A 22,301-nucleotide genomic window follows, 5' to 3' on the forward strand; every position below is an offset into this window, starting at 1 on the left:
GTTCTGCACGATCGACGGGGGAGCGGCCCCTAGAAGGCGGCTTCCGCGACGTCCATCAGGCTGTTGTCCGTGGCGTCCACGACGGCGCGCTCGGCCGTGAGCTTCGGCAGCACCTGGGTGCAGAAGAAGCGGGTGGCGGCGAGCTTGCCCTCGTAGAAGTGCCGGTCGCGCTCGCTGACCTCGCCGGACAGCGCGGCCAACGCCACCTCGGCCTGCCGGACGAGCAGCCAGCCGGTGACCAGGTCTCCGGCGGCGAGCAGGAACCGCGAGGTGTTCTGGCCGACCAGGTAGGCGTTGCGCATGTCCTGCGCGGCCTCGCCGAGGTGGCCGAACATCGTGGTCAGCATGCCCTGGACGTCGTCCAGCGCGGTGGCCAGCAGGGCCCGCTCCTCCTTGAGCCGGCCGTTGCCGGCCTGCGCGTCGAGGGTCTGCTGGATCTGCGACGACAGCCAGCCGATGGCGACCCCGCCGTCCTTGACGATCTTGCGGAAGAAGAAGTCCTGGCCCTGGATCGCGGTGGTGCCCTCGTAGAGCGTGTCGATCTTGGCGTCGCGCACGTACTGCTCGACGGGGTAGTCCTGCAGGAAGCCCGACCCGCCCAGCGTCTGCAGCGACTCGGCGGCCAGCAGCTGCGAGGCCCGCTCGGAGCCGTAGCCCTTCACGATCGGCAGCAGCAGGTCGTTGACCTTGGCGGCCAGCTTCGCCTCGTCGGAGTCGGCGGTGCCGGCTGCCTCGGCCTCCATGACCAGGTCGCGGAAGGTCGCGGTGTACAGGTACAGCGCCCGCAGACCCTCGACGTGCGCCTTCTGCAGCATCAGCGACCGGCGGACGTCGGGGTGGTGGGTGATCGTGACCCGCGGGGCGTCCTTCGACGTCGCGGTCATGTCCGCGCCCTGCACCCGGGTCTTGGCGTAGTCCAGCGCCACCCGGTAGCCCGCCGACAGCGTGGCGATGGCCTTGGTGCCGACGAACATGCGGGCGTACTCGATGATCCGGAACATCTGCGCGATGCCGTCGTGCACCTCGCCGACCAGCGTGCCGACCGCGGGCACCGGGCCGTCGCCGAAGGTCAGCTCGCAGGTCGTGGAGACCTTGAGGCCCATCTTCTTCTCGACGCCGGTGACGTGGGCGCCGTTGCGCTCGCCCAGCTCACCGGTCTCGAGGTCGACGTGGAACTTGGGGACGACGAACAGCGACAGCCCCTTGGTGCCCGGGCCGTGGCCCTCGGGGCGGGCCAGCACCAGGTGCACGATGTTGTCGCTCATGTCGTGCTCGGCGGAGGTGATGAACCGCTTCACGCCGTGGATGTGCCAGGTGCCGTCGGGCTGCTGCACCGCGCGGGTTCGGCCGGCGCCGACGTCGGAGCCCGCGTCGGGCTCGGTGAGCACCATGGTGGCGCCCCAGCCGCGCTCGATCATCAGCTCGGCCAGCTTCTGCTGCTCGGGGGTGCCGACCTCGTGCAGCACGGTGGCGAACGACGGCCCGGAGCCGTACATGAAGATGGCCGGGTTGGCGCCCAGGATCATCTCGTAGGCGGCCCAGCGCATGCTCGGGGGAGCGCCGAACCCGCCGAGCTCCTCGGGCAGGTCGAGGCGGAACCACTCGCCGTCGTTGATCGCCCTGATGCTCTTCTTGAACGACTCGGGCATGGTCACCGAGTGGGTGGCCGGGTCGAACACCGGCGGGTTGCGGTCGGCGTCGACGAAGCTCTCGGCCAGCGGACCCTCGGCCAGCCGGCGGACCTCCTCCAGCACGCCGCGGGCGGTCTCGGCGTCCATCTGCGCGAACGGGCCGGCACCGAACCGGTCCTTGGTCGACTGGAACTCGAAGAGGTTGAACTCGAGGTCCCGCAGGTCGGCGGTGTAGTGCCCCATGTGCTTGCTCCCGGCGCGTCTGGCTGTCGGCGGGCCGGTTCGTACCCGCCGGTAACAAAGCCTATTACTCGTCGGTAACAAGTGTCGAGGCGGCTCGCCCCGAGGGGTCAGCGTTCGCGGCGCCGGGCGCGGATGCTCAGCAGGGCCACGATCAGCGCACCGAGGACGGCGGCGGCCAGCAGGGCGACGACCAGCGGCAGGTCGACGACGCCGAAGACCAGCGAGACGCGCACGGTCTGGGTGTTGAACACGACGAACAGCACCAGGACCACCGTCAGGGTCACCAGTGCGACCAGGGACAGGGTGCGGCCGAGGTTGCTGCCGCGGCGCTTCGCGGTGGGCGCCGGGGCGGGGGTGGTCGGGTCGCCGGCGGGGAACGAGGAGGTCACGCGGAGGACGGTAGGGCGCAACCGGCCTCCCCGCGCGTCAGGCGAGGGCGACCGCCGCGTCGACCAGGCGCTCGGCCAGCTTGCGGCCGTGGCTGGCCGGGCCGTCGGGGCCGAGCAGGCCGCCGGAGAGCTGCATGCCGTCGATGATCAGGTGCAGCTGCGCGGCCAGGTCGTCGCCGTGCCCGGGGACGAGCTCCTCGGCCAGGTGCACCAGCCGCATGTGCAGCTCGTACTTGTAGTCCGCCGCGGCCGAGCGGGCCGGGTGCTGCGGGTCGTCGTACTCGCTGCTGACGTTGGTGAACGGGCAACCGCGGAAGCCGGTGCGGGTGACGTCGCGCTCGACCACGTCGACGACGGCCAGCAGGGCGCCGCGGGGGTCGTCGGCGAACTCGCCGAGCTGGGTGTCGATGTAGGCCAGCAGCGTGGCGGCCTTGCGGGAGAGGTAGGCCCCGACCAGGTCGTCCTTGCTCTTGAAGAGCCGGTAGACCGTCATCTTGCCCAGCCCGGTCTCGCGCACCAGCTCGTCCATGCCGACGCTGCGGGAGCTGCGGCCGGCGAACAACCGCTCGGCGGTGTCCAGCACGATGGCCTGGCGCTCCTCGCGGCTGCGGCGCACCGGGATCGGTGCGGACAGCGACTCCGAGGGGTCGGCGTCGGCGCTGTAGGTGAGGGAGAGGGCGGCGGTCACGTCAGCGATGGTGCACGCCGACGTGACGGAGCAGTTCGCGGCACGCCGGTGTGTCGGCATGACAACGCAGCGTCATACGTACTGGTGAGCCGCCCGAGCATCGGGAGACGACTGGGACCGTTGTGACTGGCCGGTCACGGTCCCGCGAACTCTGCCGAGGGGGTCAGGCCCGCCGTACCCGGCGGGGGTTCGCCAGCATCCGGGAGAGCGGGACGGCGGGGGCCTCGGCGCCCTCGGCGGGGTCGGCCGACGTGGTGCCGCTGCGCTGCGGCTGGTCCTGGTGGGTCATCCCCAGAGGATGCACCCGGTGACCGGGCGCTGACCAGGGGTTGCCTGCGATCTCCCTGGAAGGGGTCAGTGCGTGTGCTCCGGCACGGCGGGCAGCGTGTCGTGCCCACCCGTGACCGGCTCGCCCGGACGGGCGCCGTGCCGCTCCCGGGTGACGACCAGCACGACGCCCCAGATCAGGACGGCGACGCTGACCACGAAGAAGCTCGGCGGCAGGTCCACCATCGCCGACAGCACCAGGCCCACCCACACCGAGGCCAGCGCGAACCCGACCGACAGCGCCGCCACCAGCCCCGGTCGGGCGGTGAGCCGCAGCGCCGCCGCGGCCGGGGTGACCACCAGGGCGAACAGCAGCAGGGTGCCCACGACCTGCACGGCCATGGTCACCGTCAGCGCCAGCAGGACGACGAAGGCCACCCCCAGCGCGCGCACGGGCACCCCGCGGGCCTCGGCCACGGCCGGGTCGACCGAGGCGAACACCAGCGGGCGGGCGATCACCGCCAGCGCGAGCACGACGAACAGGGTGAACCCGCCGAACAGCCACAGCTGGTCGACGCTGATCGCCAGCAGGTTCCCGAACAGCACGTTCGTGGTCGTGGACGCGTTGGCCGTCGCGAGGGAGGCGAACAGCACGCCCAGACCGGTGGCGAACGCGAGGATCGTGCCGGTGGCGATCTCGCGCTCGGCCACCCGCTTGCCGAACAGGCCGATCAGCAGCCCGCCGCCGACGCAGAACACGGCCAGGCCCAGCGTGACCGGTGCGCCGACCAGGATCGCGCCGGTGGCCCCGGGGAACCCGATGTGGGCCAGGGCGTGGGCGGCGAAGGCGTTCTGCCGGGTGATGACGAAGTAGCCCATCAGGCCTGCGGTCAGGGCCACCAGGCTGCCGCCCACCAGGGCGTGCTGCATGAAGGTGGTCTGCAGGATCTGGAGCCAGTTCTCCTGGAAGCGCACGGGAGGGCTCCTTCAGCCGCTGCGGGTGAACAGGTCGCCCTGCGCGGTCCGGACGACGCGCACGCGGGTGCCGTAGAGGTGGGTGAGCAGCTCCTCGGTCACGACCTCGCCGATGACGTCGTGGTGCGGGTGCCCGTCGAGCAGGTAGACCGCGTCGGTGAGCACCGGGAGCAGCGGGTTGAGGTCGTGGGCGACCACCATGATGGTCACCGCCCGCTCGCGCCGGAGCTCGCCGAGCAGGGTGACGATCTCCTGGGAGTTGCGGAGGTCGAGGTTGGCCAGCGGCTCGTCGAGCAGCAGCAGGTCGGCGTCGTCCACGATGGCCTGGGCGATGGCCACGCGCTGCTGCTGGCCGCCGGACAGCTCGCTCATGCGGCGGTCGGCGTAGCCGGCGGCCCCCACCCGGCGCAGCGCGTCGTCGACCCGGGCCCGCTCGTCGGGCGTGCTGCGCCGGATGCCGAACCGGTTGCCGGTGAGGCCCAGGCCGACCAGGTCGCGGGCCCGCACGGCCTCGCCGAGCGCGGCGGTGTAGTTCTGCGGCACGTAGCCGATGCGCCGGTTGCCCCGCCGTGGCGGGGCACCGAGCACCTCGATCCGGCCGGTGGCCACCGGCAGCAGGCCGAGCGCCAGCTGGAAGAGGGTGGTCTTGCCCGCGCCGTTGGGGCCGATCACGCCGACGACGGCACCGGCGGGCACCGCGAGGTCGCCCTCGGTCCACACCGTGCGGCCCCCGCGGACGACGGAGACCCCGTCCAGCACGAGTGCCGGCGGGGTCCCCTGCGTCGGTCCCTGCGTCACTGACCCCCACCGAGTGCGTCCGCGAGCTGCTGCAGCTGGCCCAGCTGCCACTGCACGAACGAATCATCCCCGTCGGGCACCGATTCCGTGACCTCGACCACCGGGACGCCCGCGGACTCGGCCGCGGAGCGCAGCTGCTCGGGCACGCTGCCCTCGGTCTGGGTGTTGTAGACCAGCACGTCGATGCTGCCGTCGGCCAGCGCGGCCTCGAAGGCGGCGACGTCGCCCGACGACGGGTCGCTCTCGTTGCTCGCGGCGTCCCGGTAGCCCTCGGGGGTGGCGTCGGTGAGCCCGACCGCGGCGGCGGTGTAGTCGAAGACCGTCTCGGTGGCGGCGTAGGTCTTGCCGGCGGTCAGGCCCTGCAGGGTGGTCAGCTCGTCGGTGTAGGGCTGCAGGTCGGTCTGCCAGGCCGCGGCCCGGTCGGCGAAGTAGTCGGCGGCGCCGGGGGAGAGGTCGCTGAGCGCGTCGGTGATCGCCGTGGCGGTCTGCGCCACGTACTCGGGGGAGTACCAGAGGTGCGGGTTGACCGAGCCGTGGTCGGCGTCGTCCGCGTGGTCGGCGTCGTCCGAGTGGCCGTCCTCGACGCCCACGACGTCGGCGGCGTCCACGACCGTGGGCTCGGGGTCCAGGTTGTCGACGGCGTCCGACGCCCAGTGGTCGTAGTCGGCGCCGTTGACCACGACCAGGTCGGCGTCCTCGAAGGAGGCGATGTCGCCGGTGGTGGGCTCGTAGTCGTGCGGGTCCAGGGCCGTGGAGTTGATGACGGTGGTGACGTTCGCGCAGTCGCCGCCCAGGGCCCGCACGATGTCCCCCCACTGGTTCACCGAGACGACCACGTCGAGCACGTCGCCCGGGCAGTTGGCGGCGTCGGCCTCGGTGGTGGCGGTCGAGTTGCCGCCACCCCCGCACGCGGCCAGGCCGAGGGTCGAGGCGGCCAGCAGGGCCAGGACGGTGGGACGGCGGGACACGATGGCGCTCCTGTGCAGCTTCTTGACAATGATTCTCGGAACCAATGTCACCACACCGGTGCGGGCCGCGTCCAGCCGGGGTCACGCCAGGGCGCGCACCACCGGGTCCCAGGCGTCCAGCGGCACCCCGGTGCCCGGGTAGATGCTGAACCGGTCGACCAGGCCGTCGAACCGGGCGAGCAGGGCGGCGCCGGCCTCGGCGGGGTCGGCCACCACGGCGAAGGTGCCCAGCACCTCGTCGTCGACCAGGTCGGCCATCGCCTGCCACTTGTCCTCGCGGCGGGAGGTGGACAGCGCGTGCAGCTCGTCGCCCAGGTCGCCCCAGCCGTGCAGCTCGAGCACCGGGCGGTAGGCCGGCGTCGACCCGTAGAACGCGATCTGCCCGCGGACGGCCGCCGCCGCCCGGGCCCGCTCGGCGTCGTCCCGACCGCCGACCACGAAGCCCGGCAGGCTGACCTGCACGTCGGCCCGCGACCGCCCCGCGGTGTCCAGGCCCTCCTGCAGCGCCGGCAGGGTGCGCTCGCGCAGGTACCGCTCGGTGGTGAACGAGTGCGCCAGCAGCCCGTCGGCGGCCTCGCCCGCGAGCCGGGTCATCAGCGGGCCGACCGCGGCCAGGTGCACCGGCGGCGGAACCCACGCGTGCCGGGCCGGGGTGAACATCGGCGTCATCAGCGTGTGCCGGTAGTGCTCGCCGCGGAACCGCAGCGGGACGTCGTCGGTCCAGGTCGCCCAGATCGCCCGCAGCGCCCCGATGTACTCCCGCATGCGGGCGGCGGGGGCCGACCACGGCATGGAGAACCGGCGCTCGACGTGCGCCTGGATCTGGGTGCCCAGGCCCAGCACGAACCGGCCGTGGCTGTACCGCTGCAGGTCCCAGGCGGTGTAGGCCAGGGTCATCGGCGAGCGGGCGAAGGCCACCGCGATGCCCGACCCCACCGACACCCGCGTGGTGGCCAGGGCCGCGGCGTGCAGCACCAGGAACGGGTCCTGGGCCACCTCCGAGGCCCACACGCCGGCGTAGCCGCGCCCCTCGAGCTCGCTGGCCGCGGCCGCCGGGTCGTCGGCGCTGGTCAGCGAGGCGTCCAGCAGCATCAGCGGTAGACCTCCGTCAGCCGGCGCTTGACCAGCTTGCCGGTGGCGCTGCGCGGCAGCTCGGCCTGGAACTCGATGCGCCGCGGCACCTTGTAGCCGGCCAGCCGCTCGCGGGCGAAGCCGATCAGGTCGGCGGCCAGGTCGGCCGAGGGCTCCACCCCCTCGACCGGCTGGACGACGCCCAGCACCGCCTCGCCGAGGTCGTCGTCCGGGATGCCGATGACGGCGACGTCGGCGACCGCCGGGTGCATGACCAGGACGTCCTCGGCCTCCTGCGGGTACACGTTGACGCCGCCCGAGATGATCATGAACGCCTTGCGGTCGGTGAGGTAGAGGTAGCCCTCGTCGTCCACCCGGCCGACGTCGCCGACGGTCGACCAGGTCGGGTGGTCGGGGTGCTGCGCCTCGGCGGTCTTCCCGGGGTCGCCGTGGTAGCTGAAGGGCATCGCGTCGCGCTCGACCCAGACGGTGCCGATCTCGCCCACCGGCAGCTCGGCGCCCTCGTCGTCGCAGACGTGCAGCACGCCCAGGGCGGCCCGGCCGACGCTGCCGGGGTGAGCCAGCCAGTCCTGCGCGCCGATGATCGTGACGCCGTTGCCCTCGGTCGAGGAGTAGTACTCCTGCAGGATCGGCCCCCACCACTCGATCATCTGCTGCTTGACCTCGACCGGGCACGGCGCGGCGGCGTGGATGGCCACCTCCTGGCTCGAGACGTCGAAGCGCTCGCGGACCTCGGCGGGCAGCTTGAGCATGCGCACGAACATCGTCGGCACCCACTGGCTGTGCGTGATGCCGTACCGCTCGATGTGCCCGAGCGCGGTCTCGGCGTCGAACTTCGCGGCCATGACGACGGTGCCGCCCGAGCGGTGCTGCATGCCGCCGAACCGCAGCGGTGCCGCGTGGTAGAGCGGCGCGGCGGAGTAGTAGACGGTGTCGGGGTCGAAGCCGTACAGCGGGCCGAAGACGGCCGTGAACACGTCGCCGGGCTCGTCGATGCGGTGGGTGGGCAGGTTCGGCAGCACGCCCTTCGGCCGGCCCGTGGTGCCCGAGCTGTAGAGCATGTCCGCACCCGAGGGCTGCACCGCCGGCCGCTCGGGCGAGCCGGTGGCCAGGGCGGCCTCGTAGTCGTCGAACCCCTCGACCGGTCCGCCCCAGGCCAGCCGCAGGCCCAGGTCGGGGCACAGCCGGGCGGTGTCGCGGGCCAGGGCGGCGACCCCGGCGGAGGCGAGGAGGACGGTCGCCCCGCAGTCGTCGACGATGTAGGCCGCCTCGGCCGGGGTGAGGTGGTGGTTGACCCCGGTGACGTACAGCCCCGAGCGCAGCGCGGCCCAGTAGACCTCGAAGACCTCGGGGGTGTTGTCGGCGACGAAGGCGACGTGGTCGCCGGCGCCCAGACCCTGCTGCCGGAACACGTCGGCCAGCCGGGTGGACCGCTCGTCGAGCTCGGCGTAGGTCAGCACGGCGCCGGTCTCGGCGACGACCACGGCGGCCTTGTCGGGGGTGCGGTCGGCGTAGGTGCCGGGGTACATGGGTGTGCTCCGTCGTCGTCGGCGGGAGGGGATGCCCGGATCCTGGACGTGACTACGCTCACGGTCAACCCTGACTGTCCCGGAGGCATCGATGGCGCTGGACTTCGACGAGGGCGACGAGCTGCGCGACCTGCGTGCGGCGGTCGCCGACCTGGCCGGCCGGTACGGGCACGCCTGGTTCCTGGAGCAGGCCCGCACCGGCGGCACGGTGCAGGCGCTGTGGGACGAGGCGGGCAAGGCCGGGTTCCTGGGCGTCAACCTGCCCGAGGAGCACGGCGGCGGTGGCGGCGGCATGGTCGAGCTGGCCGTGGTGCTCGAGGAGCTCGGCGCGGCCGGCTGCCCGCTGCTGATGATGGTGGTCAGCCCCGCGATCTGCGGCACGATCATCACCCGCTACGGCACCCCCGAGCAGCGCGACCGCTGGCTGCCCGGCATCGCCGACGGCTCGCTGACCATGGCCTTCGCCATCACCGAGCCCGACGCCGGGTCCAACAGCCACGAGATCACCACCACCGCCCGGCGCGAGGGCGACGGGTGGGTGCTGAGCGGCCAGAAGATCTGGATCAGCGGGGTCGACGTCGCCGACGCCGTCCTCGTGGTCGCCAAGCTCGCCGGCTCGGCCAAGGGCACGCTGCGGCCGGCGCTGTTCGTCGTCCCCACCGATGCCCCCGGCCTGTCGCGCACGCCGATCCCGATGGAGCTGGTCAGCCCGGACAACCAGTTCCAGCTCTTCCTGGACGACGTCCGGTTGCCCGCCGACGCCCTGGTCGGCTCACCCGACGCCGGCATCGCGCAGCTGTTCGCCGGCCTCAACCCGGAGCGGGTCATGGGGGCCGCGTACTCGCTGGGCACCGCCCGGCTGGCGCTGGACCGGGCCGCCGCCTACGCCCGCGACCGCCGGGTGTGGGGCACGCCGATCGGCGCCCACCAGGGCGTCTCGCACCCGCTGGCCGCCGCCCAGGTCGAGGTGGAGCTGGCCCGGCTGATGATGCTGAAGGCGGCGTGGCTCATCGACCACGGCGAGGACGCCGGCACCGCGGCCAACAGCGCCAAGTACGCCGCCGCCGAGGCCGTGGTGCACGCCGTGGACGCCGCCGTGCAGACCCACGGCGGGTCGGGGCTGTCGCAGGAGAACGGCATCGGCGCGCTGGTCACGGCGTCGCGGTTCTCCCGCATCGCGCCGGTCAGCCGCGAGATGGTGCTGAACTTCGTCGCCCAGCACGACCTCCGGCTGCCGCGCTCGTACTGAGGGTCAGGCCTCGCTGATCCGGTTGGCGGGGTCGACGCCCGAGGCGGCGTCGGCCTCGTCGTCGGTCGTGCCGGCGGTCGGGTCGGCGCCCTCGGCGGGCTGCTCGGCGTGCGGGGTGCGCCCGGCGTCGGCAGTGGTGTCGGTGTCGGCGCCCTCGGCGGGGTCCTCGGCGTGCGGTGTGCTCTCGGTCATGCCCCTGGTCCTGCCCGCCGGGTGCGCGGGCCAACCTTCCCGGGCGCCGACGGGCGCGTCTCCCTGCGCCGACGTCCGTCCCCCGCCACCAGATCTGGGCGAGGGGGAGGGACGATGATCAGGGCCCCTGATCATCGCTGCGCGGGTCAGACCTCGCGGGCCCCGGGCAGCCGGGGGAGGGCGGCGCGCACCGCGGCGTCGTCGGGCAACCCGCCCCGCGCGCCGGGGCCGGTGGTGGACAGGGCCGCGGCGACGGCGGCGTAGCGCACCGCCTCGGCCAGGGCGGCCCCCCGGGAGAGAGCGGTGGACAGGGCGCCAGTGAAGCAGTCCCCGGCGCCCGTCGTGTCGACCGGGGAGACCTCGAGCGGCGGCTGGTGGAGCGCGGGGCCGTCGGCCGGCACCACGAGCACGCCGTTGCCGCCGAGGGTCACCACGACCTCGCGGGCAGCCAGCCCCCGGGCCACCTCGACCAGCCCGGGCAGGTCGTCGGCGGGGGTGCCGGCGAGGTCGACCAGCTCGTGCTCGTTGGGCACCAGGACGTCGACCTCGGCCAGCAGCTCGGCCGGCAGCGGCTGGGCCGGTGCCGGGTTGAGCACGACCGTGCCGGTGCAGGCCCGGGCGGCGGCCAGCACGGTGGGCAGCGGTGTCTCCAGCTGCAGCAGCAGGACGCCGGCGCCGCGCACTGCGGGTACCTCGACGTCGGCGGGCTCCAGCGCACCGTTGGCCCCGGGCACGACGACGATGAGGTTCTCGCCGCCCTCGGCCTCGACCGGGATGGTGGCGCTGCCGGTGGGCACACCGGGCGTGCGGTGCACCAGGTCGGTGTCCACCCCGGCGTCGCGCAGGGCGGCCAGCTGGCGGGTGCCGGCGTCGTCGTCCCCGACCCGGCCGACCATCGCCACGCCGTCCCCGAGCCGGCCCGCCGCGGCCGCCTGGTTGGCGCCCTTGCCGCCGGGCAGCACCTCGACCGCCGACCCGATCACCGTCTCGCCGCGTCCGGGCAACCGGCGCACGGTCACCACCACGTCCTCGTTGAGGCTGCCGACCACCGTCACGCTCACCCGCCGGAGCCTAGGGCTCGACCGCCGCTAGCATGCGTCGAACCGGTTCGACGAGTGGAGGGGTGCGCGGTGGACATCGGCGAGATCGCCCGGCGGGCCGGCGTCGCCCGCAGCACCGTCTCGTACGCGCTGAGCGGCAAGCGGCCCATCTCCGCGGCCACCCGGGCCCGCATCGAGGCGGTCATGGCCGAGGCCGACTTCGTGCCCAACGCCGCGGCCCGCACCCTGGCCCGCGGCCGCTCGCAGATGATCGGGCTGGCGGTGCCGCCGGTCGACGGCCACCTCACGGCCGGGCAGCTCACCCTGGTCGGCGCGGTCGCCGAGGTGGCCGCCGACGCCGACCACGACGTCGTCCTGGCCCCCGCGGGCGTGCGGCACGCCTCGTTCGAGCGGCTGGTGCAGACCCGCCGCGTCGACGGCGTGCTGGTGGTCGAGGCCCAGGTCGACGACCCCCGCGTCGAGCGGCTGCAGCGCTCGGGGATGCCGTTCGTCGTGCTCGGCCGCACCGGGGTGACCGAGGGCTACGACTGGGTGGACGTCGACTTCGCCGCCATGGTCCGCCGCTGCGTGCAGCACCTGGTCGGCCTGGGCCGGCGCGAGCTGGTGCTGGTGAACCGCTCCCCGGCCCTGGTCGACGCCGGCTACGGGCCCGCGGTCCGCTCGGCCCGCGCCTTCGTCGACGAGTGCGCGCGCCACGGCGTCCCCGGTGCGGTGCTGCCCTGCGCCGACGACCCGGCCGCCGGGGCGGCGCTGGCCGCCGAGCTGGCCGACCGCCACCCCGGCTGCGACGGGCTGGTCACCGTCAACGACGAGGCGCTGCCCGGGCTGCTCGCCGCCCTGCCGGCCCGGGGTCGGGACGTCCCGGGTCGGGTGTCGGTCTGCGGCGTGGTCCCGGGCCCCCGCGTGACCGGCTGCGACGTCCCGCTGCGCCAGCTGGCCGAGGTCGGCGTCGCCGCCCTGCTGGCCCGGCTGGACGGCGGCACCGCCCCGGTGGCCGCCCTGCTCGAGCTCCCCCTGGTCGAGCGCGGCACCACCGCGCCGGCTCGGCCCTGACCACCCCCGACGAGAGGCGCCCCGTGTCCGACCAGCTCACCGTCCTCCCCGACCGCCTGGCCTGGGTCGAGGAGACCCACCGCCTCGAGGTCGTGCCCTGGGGGCCCGACGCCGTGCGGGTGCGCGCCGCGGTCGGCCCGCTGCGCGACGGGCTGCTGGGCGCGCTGGAGCTGCCGGTCATCCCCGGCGAGGTGCGCACGCAGCGGCACGAGGACGGGACGGCGACCCTCACCCACGGCCGGCTGCAGGTGCGGGTGGACGCCGTCGGGGAGCTGACCTTCACCGACGTGGTGACCGGCGTCGAGCTGCTCCGCGAGGAGCGCACCCACTTCTCCTGGCCGCGGGCCCGCAACTTCACCGACGCCGGCGGCGGGCTGTTCACCCTCTCCCAGAACTTCGCCGCGCACGAGGACGAGAAGCTGTTCGGCCTGGGCCAGCACCAGCACGGGTTGTTCGACCAGAAGGGCGCCGTCGTCGAGCTGGTGCAGCGCAACGCCGAGGTGTCGATCCCGTTCCTGGTCTCCAGCCGCGGCTACGGGTTCCTGTGGAACAACCCGGCGCTGGGCCGGGTGGAGCTGGGGCGCACCGGCACGCGGTGGATCGCCGACGCCGCGCAGCAGATCGACTACTGGGTGACCGCCGGCCCGACCCCGGCCGACGTCCTGCAGCACTACGGGGCGGTCACGGGCACCCCGCCGGAGTTCCCCGACTGGGCCTCGGGGTTCTGGCAGTCCAAGCTGCGCTACCGCAGCCAGGACGAGCTGCTGGCCGTGGCCCGCCGGCACCACGAGCTGGGCCTGCCGATGTCGGTGATCGTCAACGACTTCTTCCACTGGCGGCAGGTCGGCGACTGGGACTTCGACGCCGAGGCCTGGCCCGACCCCGAGGGCATGGTCGCCGAGCTCGCGGAGATGGGTGTGCGGCTGCTGACCTCGGTGTGGCCGCTGGTCTCGCCGCTGAGCCGCAACTTCGAGCCGATGCGCCGGCAGGGCTTCCTCACCCGCACGCGCAACGGCATGCGGTACTCGATGGACTGGGTCGACCGCGGCGTCGACCGGCCGATCGGGGCCAGCTACTACGACGCGTTCGACCCCGGGGCGCGGGCCTACGTGTGGGGCCAGGTCAAGCAGCACTACTACGACCGCGGCCTGCGCACCTGGTGGCTGGACGCCTGCGAGCCCGAGGTCTTCCCCGGGCACCACCACAACTTCGTCTACGCCGCCGGCACCGGCTCCGAGGTGGCCAACGCCTACCCGCGCGAGCACGTGCGCGGCTTCGACGAGGCCATGCGGGCCGAGGGCGAGACCGCCCCGGTGATGCTCATCCGCTCGGCGTGGGCGGGCAGCCAGCGGTTCGGTGCGCTGCTGTGGTCCGGCGACGTCCCGACCACGTGGGCCAGCCTGCGCAACCAGGTGGTCAGCGCCCTCAACGTGGGCCTGTCGGGCATCTCGTGGTGGAACAGCGACATCGGCGGGTTCCACGGCGGCCACGTCGAGGACCCCGACTACCGCGAGCTGCTGGTGCGCTGGTTCCAGTTCTCGGTGTTCTGCCCGGTGCTGCGGCTGCACGGCGACCGCGAGCCGCGCATCGAGCGCGACGCCGAGGTGAACGTGGGCCCGGACATGACCGGCGGGCCCAACGAGGTCTGGTCCTACGGCCCGGAGGTCCAGGAGGTGCTGACCGACCAGCTGCAGCTGCGCGAGCGGGTGCGGCCCTACCTGCACGAGCAGATGGCGCACGCCTCGGCCACCGGCGTCCCGCCGATGCGGGCGCTGTTCCTGCAGTTCCCCGACGACCCGCGGTGCTGGGAGGTCGAGGACCAGTTCCTGCTCGGCCCCGACGTCCTGGTCGCGCCGGTGCTGGCGGCCGGCGTGCGTGAGCGGTCGGTGTACCTGCCGGCCGGCGCCGACTGGGTCGACGCGTGGGACGGCACCGAGCACGCCGGCGGGACGACGGTCACGGTGGCCGCCCCGCTGGACCGCATCCCGGTGCTGCTACGCGCGGGCAGCGGCGTCGACCTGCGGGGCTGAGGGCCGTAGCGTCGGCTCCCGTGGCGCTGCCCCGCAACGACCCCGCCCAGTACGACCAGCTCGCCGACCAGTGGTGGGTGCCGGCCGGCGGGTTCGCGATGCTGCACTGGCTGGCCGCCTCCCGCGCCGAGCACCTGCCGCCCGCGCCCTCACCCGACGCCGTCCTGGTCGACCTGGCCTGCGGCGGCGGGCTCATGGCCCCGCACGTGCAGCGCCTGGGCTACCGGCACGTCGGCGTCGACCTCGGTGCCGCCGGGCTGGGGCTGGCCCGCGAGCACGGGGTGGGCGCCGTCCGCGGGTCGGTGCTGGCCGTGCCGTTGGCCGACGGGTGCGCCGACGTCGTCGTCTGCGGCGAGATCCTCGAGCACGTCGAGGACGACGTCGCGGTGCTCGCCGAGTGCGCCCGGCTGCTGAAGCCCGGCGGGGCGCTGGTGATCGACGCGATCGCGGACTCCTGGCTGGCCGGGCCGGTCGCCGTGGGCATCGCCGAGCGGATCCCGGGCGGCCCGCCGCCGGGCATCCACGACCGCGCCCTGTTCGTCGACCGCGCCCGGCTGCTGGCCGCGGCCGACCGCCTGGGCCTGGACCTGCGGCTGGTCGGGCTGCGGCCCTCGGTGCGCGACCTGGTCGCCTGGAAGCGGGGACGACGCCCGGGCGTGCGCATGGTGCCCATGCGCTGGAGCGGCATCCTCTTCGCCGGGTACGGCCGGAAACGCCCGGGCCCCGTACCGTCGGAGAAGTGACGCTTCCCCAGGACCCGGCCCGATGAGCGGCGCCGTCATCACCGGCGCGGGCCGAGCCCTGCCGGCGTCCTACACCCAGGACGAGGTGTGGGAGGGCTTCTTCGCCCAGCACTACACCGGTCTGCGGTCGGCCCGCCGGGTGTTCTCCGCGGCCGGGGTGCGCACCCGGCACGCCGTGGTCAACCCGGTGCACGAGGACATCTCCGGGTGGGGCACCGGCGCCCGCATGGAGCGCTACGTCGACGAGGCGCTGCCGCTGGGCAAGCAGGCCGTGGCCGCAGCGCTGGACTCCGCGGGCCTGGCCCCCGGCGACGTCGGCCTGTTCGCCGTCGTCACCTGCACCGGGTACGCCACCCCGGGGCTGGACATCCGGCTGGCCAGCGACCTGGGCATGCCGGCCGGCGTGCAGCGGCTGCTGGTCGGCCACATGGGCTGCTACGCCGCGCTGCCCGGGCTCGGCGCGGTCGGCGACTACGTGACCGCGCGGTCCCGGCCGGCGGTGCTGCTGTGCTGCGAGCTGACCAGCCTGCACGTGCAGCCGGCCCGCGACGACCTGTCCCAGGTGGTCGCGCACGCGCTGTTCAGCGACGCCGCCAGCGCCGTGGTCCTCCAGCCCGACGCCCGGCGCGGCATGCGGGTCGCGGCCACCGTGGCCCGCACCGACCACTCGACCGCCGACCACATGACCTGGGACGTCACCGACCTCGGCTTCAAGATGGGGCTCTCGCCGCGGGTGCCCGACGTCCTGGCCCGGCACGTGGGCGACGTCGTGCAGGAGCTGCTGGACACCGCCGGGCTGCGGGTCGAGGACGTCGCCGGGTGGGCGGTGCACCCCGGGGGGCCGCGCATCCTGGACGTCGCCCGCGACCAGCTCGGGCTCACCGAGGAGCAGATCGCGCCCTCGCGGCGGGTGCTGGCCGAGCACGGCAACTGCTCGTCGGCGACCGTGCTGCTGGTGCTCGAGGAGCTCGGCGAGGTGGACGGACCGGTGGTGGCCATGGCCTTCGGGCCGGGGCTGACGCTCTACGCGACCCTGCTGCTGCCGGCCTGACCGCTGGGTCGACCGGGCGGGGGCAGGGCCCGGTCTGGCGGTGGGACGGAACGAGTCCGTCTCCCATCCGCCGGGAGGATCGTGGCCCCTGCGCGGTGCGGCCGCCACTCCCGTCGACGCCAGGTGGGACGGGGTGCATCGCGGGTCCCACGTGCCCTGCGGGTCGGCACGCTCCGCAATCGGTCGCGCACAACCGGCATGGCTCACCAGAGGCTGCCGCGCCGCCAGTCGCAGATCAGCGGGAGGTCTCCGGTGCCCGCGTCGATGCCGGGGACCGGGAGGACGTAGACCCAGCTGCCGTCGCCGTCCACGACGCCGTCGGGGGTGAGGCAGCGCAGCGGACCGGTCCACCGGGTCCACCCCCGCGCGTCGTAGAGCGCGGCGCCGTCGGCGCTGGCCGCGAGGGCGCCGAGCTCGAACCCGCCGCGGATCAGCCGCTCGACCTCGGCCATGAGGGCGCCGGCGATGCCCTGCCGACGGGCCGCGGCGGCGACGGCCACCGCCTCGACGTACCCGGTGCGCAGCGTGCGGCCGCCGGCGATCAGCTGGCGCCCCACCACGGCGGCGTGGCCGAGCAGCTCGCCGTCGCGCGAGGCGAGCACGTGCACCCCGCCGAGGGCATGACCCCAGTCCTCGTCGTCGAAGGGGTCGTCGCCGGCGAAGGCGCCGTCGAGGAGGTCGCGCAGCGCGGTGCGCTCCGCCGCGGTCAGGTTGGCGGTCGGCAGGGTGCGCAGCTCCACCCGGTCAGTCTCGCGGGCCCCGGAGCTTGCCGGTCAGGCGGGCGATCTCGTCGAGCATCGCGGTGGCGCCGGCCTGCAGCTCGGCGTTGCCGGTGAACACGCCGTCGTCGTCGATGAACTGGGTGAAGAACGGGATCGTGGCGGCCTCGACCACGGGGACGACGCGCAGCGCCCCGAGCACCGGCTTCAGCGCGGCGGCCGAGCGCGTGCCGGCGGAGACGCCGCCGTAGGAGACCAGGCCGGCGGCCTTGTCGGCCCACTCGTGGAAGAGGAAGTCGATGGCGTTCTTGAGCCCGCCGGGGATCGAGTGGTTGTACTCGGGGAAGACGAACACGAAGGCGTCGGCCCGGGAGACGGTGGCCGACCAGTCCTTGGTGTGCTGCTGCGTGTACTGGCCCAGGCGCGGGTGGTTGGGCTCGTCGAGCACCGGCAGGCCGGCGTCGGCGAGGTCGACCAGCTCGACGTCGAACCCGCCGTGGGCCTCCGCCTGCTGCGCGACCCAGCGGGCCACGGCGATGCCCTTGCGGCCGGGGCGGGTGCTGCCGGCGATCACCTGCAGGACGGGACGGGACACGGGGGAGCTCCTGGGGACGACGCTTGGTTGAGCCCTCAAGCTACTCCGTGGACCGGTCCGCCCTCACACGGCCGCCGGGGTGCGTCGGAGCGCACGGGGCGGTGCCGGGCGGGGGAAGAGGTCGTCGACCGGCTGGGGGCGGCCGAGGAGGTACCCCTGGCCCAGCGGCGCCCCGAGGGCGAGCAGCTGGTCGCGCTCGGCCGGGGTCTCGATGCCCTCGGCGACGAGGGTGGCGCCGGTCTCGCCGGCGTAGGCGATGAGCGCACGGGCGATGGCCCGACGGTTGCGGTCGGTGTCGACGTGCCGCACGAAGGCGATGTCGAGCTTGATCACGTCGGGGCTCAGCTCCGTGACGTGCTGCAGGCTGGCGTACCCCGAGCCCGCGTCGTCGACGGCGATGCGGATGCCGCGGTGGCGCAGGTGCCCGGTCAGCCGGGCCAGGGACCGGTAGTCCGGCACCGCCTCGTGCTCGGTGATCTCCAGCAGCAACCGGTCCCCGGGGACCGAGGTGAGGAGGTCGTGGGTGGCCGGGTCGGCCAGTGCCCGCGGGGAGACGTTGACCGACAGGTAGCAGGTGTCGGGGATGCGCGGCAGCAGCTGCAGTGCTGAGGCGAGCGCGGCCTGCTCGAGCTGCGGGCCCAGCTGCAGCCGGGTGGCCTCGGCGAAGACGAGGTCCGGGCGCAGGGCTCCGCCGTGCACGTCGGTGAACCGGGACAGGGCTTCGTAACCCACCGGGTGGCCGGTGGCCAGGGCGACGATCGGTTGCAGCACCGTGGTCCGGCGCGAGCCGTCGAGCAGCGGGGCGAGGACCGCCCGGTCCCCGTCGCTGCGGCGACGTTCGGCGCGGTGGTGGTCGATCCGGCCGGCGACCAGCCGGGCCAGCACCTGCAGCGTCTCGGTGCGCGACGCGCTGTCGGCCACCGTGGTGCCGGCCCCGTCCAGCGCGCAGAGGGTGCCGTGCACGCTGCCGTCCTCGAGCGTGACGGGGACCCCGTTGTAGGAACCCGCGCGCAGGGTCGGGGAGACCGGGATGGCCGAGGCGACGGGGTGCGCGGCGACGTCGGGGATCGAGGAGGGCAGGTCGCCGCGCAGCACCGCCGCGCAGTAGCTGGCCGCGGTCGGGACGAGCATCCCCGGGCTGAGGCCTGTCGTGCCGGGGCGGGCGCTGACGTGGCTGACCGTCTGCCGTGCGTCGTCCAGGTGGGACAGGAAGGCGACGTCGACCCCCAGCGCGGCACGGGCGGCGTCCACGAGCTGGTCGATGGAGGCGGCCGTCCCCAGCGGTCCACGCTCTGCGGTCTCGGTGAGCCCCAGGCCCATGGTGACCAGGCCGTCCAGGGCGTCGCGTCGGCCGATCATCCGGCGGCGGACGGCGACGACCAGCCCCGCCATCCGGGCCAGCGCCAGCACCTCGGCCTCCTCCTCGGCGCTGAACGCCCGCTCGTCGGGGCTGCGGGTCAGGTACAGCGCGCCGAGGACGGTGTCGTCGACGGTGATGGGCGCCGCCAGCAGCGCTCCCATCGCGACGTGCCCGACGGGGAACCCGACCGAGGCCGGGTGGTCGGCCATCCGGGTCAGGCGCAGCACGGTCCCCGCCAGGACGACCCCGACCAGCCCGACGGGTCGGGGCAGGTGCGGCATGGCGCCGACCTGCTCCTCGGTCATGCCCTGGTGGGACAGGGCGGTGGGCGTGCCGTCGGCGGAGACGAGCAACGCGATGCCGAACGGCGCCGACAGCAGCCGGCGGGCCGTGCTCACCAGCTCGTCGAGGATGCCGGGCTCGCCCGGGACCTCGGCGATCGCGACCATCGAGCGCAACGCGTCCAGCCGCCCGGTAGTCATCCGAGGATCGCCCGGGTGACCGCGACCTGCTCGGTCAGCACCCCGCCGATGACGGCCTGGGTCTCGTTGATCGTCTCGATCACGGTGCCGATGGACGCCAGGGCGGCCACCACGGCGTCCACCTGCTCCTGGATCGCGGTGATCTTGTCCGTCACGTCGGTGGTGGCCACCGCGGTCTCGCGGGCGAGCTCCTTGACCTCGTTGGCCACGACGGCGAAGCCCTTGCCCGCCTCGCCGGCGCGGGCGGCCTCGATGGTGGCGTTGAGGGCCAGCAGGTTGGTCTGGGCGGCGATGCTGCTGATGGTGTGGGCGACCTGGCCGACCTGCTGGCTGGACTCGCCGAGCTGGGCGACGACCCGGTTGGCCTCGTCGGCCAGGGTGCGGCCCTGCCCGGCCACGTCGGTCGCGGACAGCACGTTGCGCTCGACCTCCTCGATGGAGATCACCAGCTCCCGGCCCGCGGTGCTCAGCTGCTCGGTCGCGGCGATCCGGTCGAGGGCCTGCCCGAGCAGGAACGCGGTGTTGCGCAGCGCGGCCTCGCGACCCGGGGACAGCACCATCGTCCAGGTGGCGAAGAAGTCCATCGTGCCGATGATCTCGCCGCCGCAGACGATGGGCAGGCAGACGCCGGACTTCACGCCGGCCTTCTGGGCGACGGGGGCCCGCACGCAGTCGGTCATCTGCCCCAGGTCGGGGACGAAGAAGAGGTCCTTGTTGCGCCAGGTCCGCCCGGACAGGCCCACCCCCGGGGCGAAGGTGGCCGACAGGGTGACGGCGCGGAACTCCGGCCCCACGTCGCCGGACTCCCGCTCGAAGCGCAGCACTCCGGCCGAGGGGTCGACCCGCCAGAAGGAGCCGTAGGCCCAGCCGAAGCCGCTGCGGATGCTGTCGAGGGCCATCCGCAGGGCGGTCTCGGCGTCGCCGGCGGTGGTCAGCTGCTGGAGGACCTGGGTGACGGTGGCGACGTCCTGGGCGGTCTTCTGGTCGGCGGCGACCGCCTGGAAGCGGGCGATGGCCTGGGAGACCAGGGTGCCCACGCAGCGCAGGGTGGCCAGCCGCCGGGGTGAGGGGGTGAGCTCCTTCATGCAGAAGAAGTCCATCGTGCCGGTGACCTGGCCGTCGGCGAACAGCGGGAAGCAGATGCCCGAGCGCACGCCCACCCGCAGGGCGACCGGGGCGCGCACGCAGTCCTTCATCTCGCCGAGGTTGGCGGTGACGACGAGGTCCTTCGCCGCCCAGGCGCGGCCGGACAACCCGACGCCGCGGGCGAAGGTCGCCGTCGCGGTGACCCGGGCGAACTCGTCGCTGACCGAGCCGCTCTCGGAGGAGAACCGCAGGGTGTCCGTGGCGGGGTCGATCACCCAGTGGGAGCCGTAGGCGTAGCCGAACGCCTGGCGCACCGCCGTGAGGGCGGCGACCACGGCGCCCCGGGTGTCGGTGGCCGCGGCCAGGGCGGTGATCACCGCGGTCACCGCGTCGACGTCCTCGGTGTGGTCCTCGACGAGAGTGCCCACGGCCGACCGCGAACCACGACTGCTGAACATGGAGAACCCCGCTCTGCCCCGCCCGGTGGACCTGCTCCTCCGGTCAGGGTCTCTACGGCCGTCACCGCCGGGCGTTGAGCCGAAAGCGAAGATAACGACCCAGAATCGGCCGCAATGGGTGATGCCGCGTTCCGGAACCGCCGTTGCACAGGCCCACGCCCATCGATGCACCGGCTGGACGCTCGGCTCGTCGTCCGGAGCGGGGAGGTCGCTCAGCCGCCGCACCGGGCTGGTGAGGCAGAACGACGCCCGGGATCACGTCGATCGTGTCCACCCGGCCAGGCCGGCCCCGGGGGTAGAGGTCGACCCGCTGCCGACCGCCACCCCGGCGGCGACCGTGCTGCCGAGGAACACCGGACGACGGGGCAACCGGTCCGCGTCTGCAGGGCGACGAGCGGGAACGCGACGACGGTGACCGCGCCGCCGACCGCGCTGACGGTGTCCTCCGCCCGCAGCGGTCGACCGTCCTCTGCATGGGCGCTGGCCGACCTGGGCTGCTGGGTGGAGCGGGTGACGAGAGTCGAACTCGCACTGTCAGCTTGGGAAGGACCAGTGCGGCGCGCGAAAGCCCAGGTCAGAGTGCCTGTTTCGGCTTGTCACCCCAGCTGTGACCTCGGAATGACCTAACTCTTCGGGCCGGGGCGCTCGGCGTGCGGGGTTGTCGCGGCGTCCGGCGCGGTGCCTGCGGTGGCCTTGCCTGGGCGCGGGTGTCCCGCCCCCATCAGTTCGGCGATGCCGGACCGGTAGGAGGTGACCGTGAACTCGGGGAACCGGGTGGCGAACTTGGTGGCCTCGAAGATGTTGTCCTGCCGGTACCGGGGGAGCAGTTCGCCGGCTTCCCGGATGGCGGGGTTGAACAGTGCACCGAGCGTGAAGAGCGCAGCCGGGACGGTGCGGTAGCCGAGGTCGGTTCCGACGCTGGCGGAGGCGACCTCGACGATCTGGGCGTAGGTCAGCCGGTCGGTGTCGATGGGCAGGTGCCAGGTCTGTCCGTAGGCGTCCGCGGTGTTGCCGATGAGTCCCATGGCGCGGCTCGCGTCGGGTGTCCAGATCAGGGACCGCTGGGTGTGCGCGTCCAGCGGGATCATGGCGCGCCGCCCCTGCGCGAGACGGTCGAGGATCGCGGTGTTGGTCAGGCTCTGTGTCCTGCCGGGTCCGTAGAACTCCGGCGCCCGGCAGATGACCGCGTCGACGTCGCCGGCGTCCATGGCGTTCTGCAGCATGGTGGTGATCCGTGCGCGGACGACGGCCTTGCGTCCCGTCGGCTGGAACGGGGTGTCCTCAGTCTGGGGTGCCGCGGTCTTGGGGTACATGTAGGTGTTGTCGAAGAACACCAGCTTGGTGCCATGCGCGCTGCAGGCGGCAATGGTGTTGGCCATCATCGCAGGGAACTGCCGCTCCCACAGCGCCGAGTTCATGGGCAGGCCGACGGTGAGGTAGGCGATCTCGCTGTCCGCGACGGCGGCGCGGGTCGCGTCGGCGTCGGTGAGGTCGGCAGCGGCGAGCTGGTCGGTGTCGTGGACCTTCTGAGGCCGGCGGCTGACCAGGCGGAGGTCGGGGGTGACGTGGTCATGGAGATAGCGGGCGAGCTCGGTGGCGATCTGGCCGTTGGCCCCGAGGATGGTCTGCATGCTGTTCCTCC

General features: G+C 73.9%; 21 protein-coding genes. 5 read left to right on the forward strand and 16 right to left on the reverse strand.

Going from position 1 to position 22,301, the window contains the following annotated elements:
* Positions 1-29: 29 nt before the first annotated feature.
* The 9 genes from BLS67_RS21800 to BLS67_RS21835 all read right to left on the reverse strand — a co-directional run bounded on the left by BLS67_RS21800 (position 30) and on the right by BLS67_RS21835 (position 8,580).
* A complete protein-coding gene (locus tag BLS67_RS21800; protein WP_091250035.1) occupies positions 30-1,874 on the reverse strand; it encodes an acyl-CoA dehydrogenase family protein in 1,845 nt (614 codons plus the stop codon).
* A gap of 107 nt (positions 1,875-1,981) precedes the next feature.
* Positions 1,982-2,263, reverse strand: coding sequence for a lipopolysaccharide assembly protein LapA domain-containing protein (locus tag BLS67_RS21805; protein WP_242654273.1), 282 nt, complete (start codon positions 2,261-2,263; stop codon positions 1,982-1,984).
* A gap of 37 nt (positions 2,264-2,300) precedes the next feature.
* On the reverse strand, positions 2,301-2,951 hold the full coding sequence (locus tag BLS67_RS21810; protein ID WP_242654274.1) for a TetR/AcrR family transcriptional regulator: 651 nt from the start codon (positions 2,949-2,951) through the stop codon (positions 2,301-2,303).
* 163 nt (positions 2,952-3,114) lie between these two features.
* Positions 3,115-3,240 (reverse strand): hypothetical protein, encoded by a 126-nt coding sequence (locus tag BLS67_RS24855; RefSeq protein WP_278247156.1) that lies wholly within the window; start codon positions 3,238-3,240, stop codon positions 3,115-3,117.
* 65 nt (positions 3,241-3,305) lie between these two features.
* Positions 3,306-4,193 (reverse strand): metal ABC transporter permease, encoded by an 888-nt coding sequence (locus BLS67_RS21815; protein WP_242654275.1) that lies wholly within the window; start codon positions 4,191-4,193, stop codon positions 3,306-3,308.
* Between the two features lie 12 nt (positions 4,194-4,205).
* Positions 4,206-4,991, reverse strand: coding sequence for a metal ABC transporter ATP-binding protein (locus BLS67_RS21820; RefSeq protein WP_091250044.1), 786 nt, complete (start codon positions 4,989-4,991; stop codon positions 4,206-4,208).
* Positions 4,988-5,959 (reverse strand): metal ABC transporter solute-binding protein, Zn/Mn family, encoded by a 972-nt coding sequence (locus tag BLS67_RS21825; RefSeq protein ID WP_207500801.1) that lies wholly within the window; start codon positions 5,957-5,959, stop codon positions 4,988-4,990. The genes BLS67_RS21820 and BLS67_RS21825 overlap by 4 nt, the downstream gene beginning before the upstream one ends.
* Positions 5,960-6,040: 81 nt before the next feature.
* Positions 6,041-7,051: a TIGR03617 family F420-dependent LLM class oxidoreductase gene (locus BLS67_RS21830; RefSeq protein WP_091250047.1), complete on the reverse strand. Its 1,011-nt coding sequence runs from the start codon at positions 7,049-7,051 to the stop codon at positions 6,041-6,043.
* Entirely contained in the window at positions 7,051-8,580 is a 1,530-nt protein-coding gene (locus BLS67_RS21835; protein ID WP_091250050.1) for an acyl-CoA synthetase, read from the reverse strand. Before BLS67_RS21835 ends, BLS67_RS21830 begins: the two co-directional genes overlap by 1 nt.
* Before the next feature lie 91 nt (positions 8,581-8,671).
* On the opposite strand from BLS67_RS21835, the gene BLS67_RS21840 reads away from it, so the two are divergent.
* Positions 8,672-9,829 (forward strand): acyl-CoA dehydrogenase family protein, encoded by a 1,158-nt coding sequence (locus tag BLS67_RS21840; protein ID WP_207500802.1) that lies wholly within the window; start codon positions 8,672-8,674, stop codon positions 9,827-9,829.
* Between the two features lie 3 nt (positions 9,830-9,832).
* On the opposite strand, the gene BLS67_RS21845 is transcribed toward BLS67_RS21840, so the two are convergent.
* Positions 9,833-10,021: a hypothetical protein gene (locus BLS67_RS21845; RefSeq protein WP_091250054.1), complete on the reverse strand. Its 189-nt coding sequence runs from the start codon at positions 10,019-10,021 to the stop codon at positions 9,833-9,835.
* Between the two features lie 146 nt (positions 10,022-10,167).
* Complete coding sequence (locus BLS67_RS21850; RefSeq protein ID WP_091250056.1) at positions 10,168-11,082, reverse strand: ribokinase; 915 nt, start codon at positions 11,080-11,082, stop codon at positions 10,168-10,170.
* A 69-nt stretch (positions 11,083-11,151) separates the two neighbouring features.
* On the opposite strand from BLS67_RS21850, the gene BLS67_RS21855 reads away from it, so the two are divergent.
* Genes BLS67_RS21855 through BLS67_RS21870 form a run of 4 tightly spaced genes read left to right on the forward strand, consistent with a single transcriptional unit; the run spans position 11,152 to position 15,959 of the window.
* Positions 11,152-12,135: a LacI family DNA-binding transcriptional regulator gene (locus tag BLS67_RS21855; protein WP_091250060.1), complete on the forward strand. Its 984-nt coding sequence runs from the start codon at positions 11,152-11,154 to the stop codon at positions 12,133-12,135.
* A gap of 23 nt (positions 12,136-12,158) precedes the next feature.
* A complete protein-coding gene (locus tag BLS67_RS21860; RefSeq protein ID WP_242654276.1) occupies positions 12,159-14,165 on the forward strand; it encodes a glycoside hydrolase family 31 protein in 2,007 nt (668 codons plus the stop codon).
* A 20-nt stretch (positions 14,166-14,185) separates the two neighbouring features.
* On the forward strand, positions 14,186-14,908 hold the full coding sequence (locus tag BLS67_RS21865) for a methyltransferase domain-containing protein (RefSeq protein WP_242654277.1): 723 nt from the start codon (positions 14,186-14,188) through the stop codon (positions 14,906-14,908).
* A 22-nt stretch (positions 14,909-14,930) separates the two neighbouring features.
* A complete protein-coding gene (locus BLS67_RS21870) occupies positions 14,931-15,959 on the forward strand; it encodes a type III polyketide synthase (protein WP_091250064.1) in 1,029 nt (342 codons plus the stop codon).
* Between the two features lie 203 nt (positions 15,960-16,162).
* Here the strand turns inward: BLS67_RS21870 and BLS67_RS21875 are convergent, their stop codons facing one another.
* The 5 genes from BLS67_RS21875 to BLS67_RS21895 all read right to left on the reverse strand — a co-directional run bounded on the left by BLS67_RS21875 (position 16,163) and on the right by BLS67_RS21895 (position 22,290).
* Positions 16,163-16,699 (reverse strand): GNAT family N-acetyltransferase, encoded by a 537-nt coding sequence (locus BLS67_RS21875; RefSeq protein WP_207500803.1) that lies wholly within the window; start codon positions 16,697-16,699, stop codon positions 16,163-16,165.
* A 4-nt stretch (positions 16,700-16,703) separates the two neighbouring features.
* Positions 16,704-17,273 (reverse strand): NADPH-dependent FMN reductase, encoded by a 570-nt coding sequence (locus tag BLS67_RS21880; protein ID WP_091250067.1) that lies wholly within the window; start codon positions 17,271-17,273, stop codon positions 16,704-16,706.
* Between the two features lie 63 nt (positions 17,274-17,336).
* Positions 17,337-19,115 (reverse strand): EAL domain-containing protein, encoded by a 1,779-nt coding sequence (locus BLS67_RS21885; RefSeq protein WP_091250070.1) that lies wholly within the window; start codon positions 19,113-19,115, stop codon positions 17,337-17,339.
* Positions 19,112-20,629, reverse strand: a complete 1,518-nt coding sequence (locus BLS67_RS21890) for a GAF domain-containing protein (protein ID WP_207500804.1) — start codon at positions 20,627-20,629, stop codon at positions 19,112-19,114. Before BLS67_RS21890 ends, BLS67_RS21885 begins: the two co-directional genes overlap by 4 nt.
* Positions 20,630-21,282: 653 nt before the next feature.
* Positions 21,283-22,290, reverse strand: coding sequence for an NAD-dependent epimerase/dehydratase family protein (locus tag BLS67_RS21895; protein WP_091250077.1), 1,008 nt, complete (start codon positions 22,288-22,290; stop codon positions 21,283-21,285).
* Positions 22,291-22,301 lie beyond the last annotated feature (11 nt).

The sequence above is a fragment of the Klenkia soli genome (assembly GCF_900103975.1).
GTDB classification, from domain to species: Bacteria; Actinomycetota; Actinomycetes; order Mycobacteriales; family Geodermatophilaceae; genus Klenkia; species Klenkia soli.

What these genes read in the sequence shown, in the direction of transcription:
- BLS67_RS21800 (WP_091250035.1), bottom strand. Translation starts at nt 1,874, where the DNA reads ATGGGGCACTACACCGCCGACCTGCGGGACCTCGAGTTCAACCTCTTC.
- BLS67_RS24855 (WP_278247156.1), bottom strand. Translation starts at nt 3,240, where the DNA reads ATGACCCACCAGGACCAGCCGCAGCGCAGCGGCACCACGTCGGCCGAC.
- BLS67_RS21830 (WP_091250047.1), bottom strand. Translation starts at nt 7,051, where the DNA reads ATGCTGCTGGACGCCTCGCTGACCAGCGCCGACGACCCGGCGGCCGCG.
- BLS67_RS21835 (WP_091250050.1), bottom strand. Translation starts at nt 8,580, where the DNA reads ATGTACCCCGGCACCTACGCCGACCGCACCCCCGACAAGGCCGCCGTG.
- BLS67_RS21840 (WP_207500802.1), top strand. Translation starts at nt 8,672, where the DNA reads ATGGCGCTGGACTTCGACGAGGGCGACGAGCTGCGCGACCTGCGTGCG.
- BLS67_RS21845 (WP_091250054.1), bottom strand. Translation starts at nt 10,021, where the DNA reads ATGACCGAGAGCACACCGCACGCCGAGGACCCCGCCGAGGGCGCCGAC.
- BLS67_RS21870 (WP_091250064.1), top strand. Translation starts at nt 14,931, where the DNA reads ATGAGCGGCGCCGTCATCACCGGCGCGGGCCGAGCCCTGCCGGCGTCC.
- BLS67_RS21885 (WP_091250070.1), bottom strand. Translation starts at nt 19,115, where the DNA reads ATGACTACCGGGCGGCTGGACGCGTTGCGCTCGATGGTCGCGATCGCC.
- BLS67_RS21895 (WP_091250077.1), bottom strand. Translation starts at nt 22,290, where the DNA reads ATGCAGACCATCCTCGGGGCCAACGGCCAGATCGCCACCGAGCTCGCC.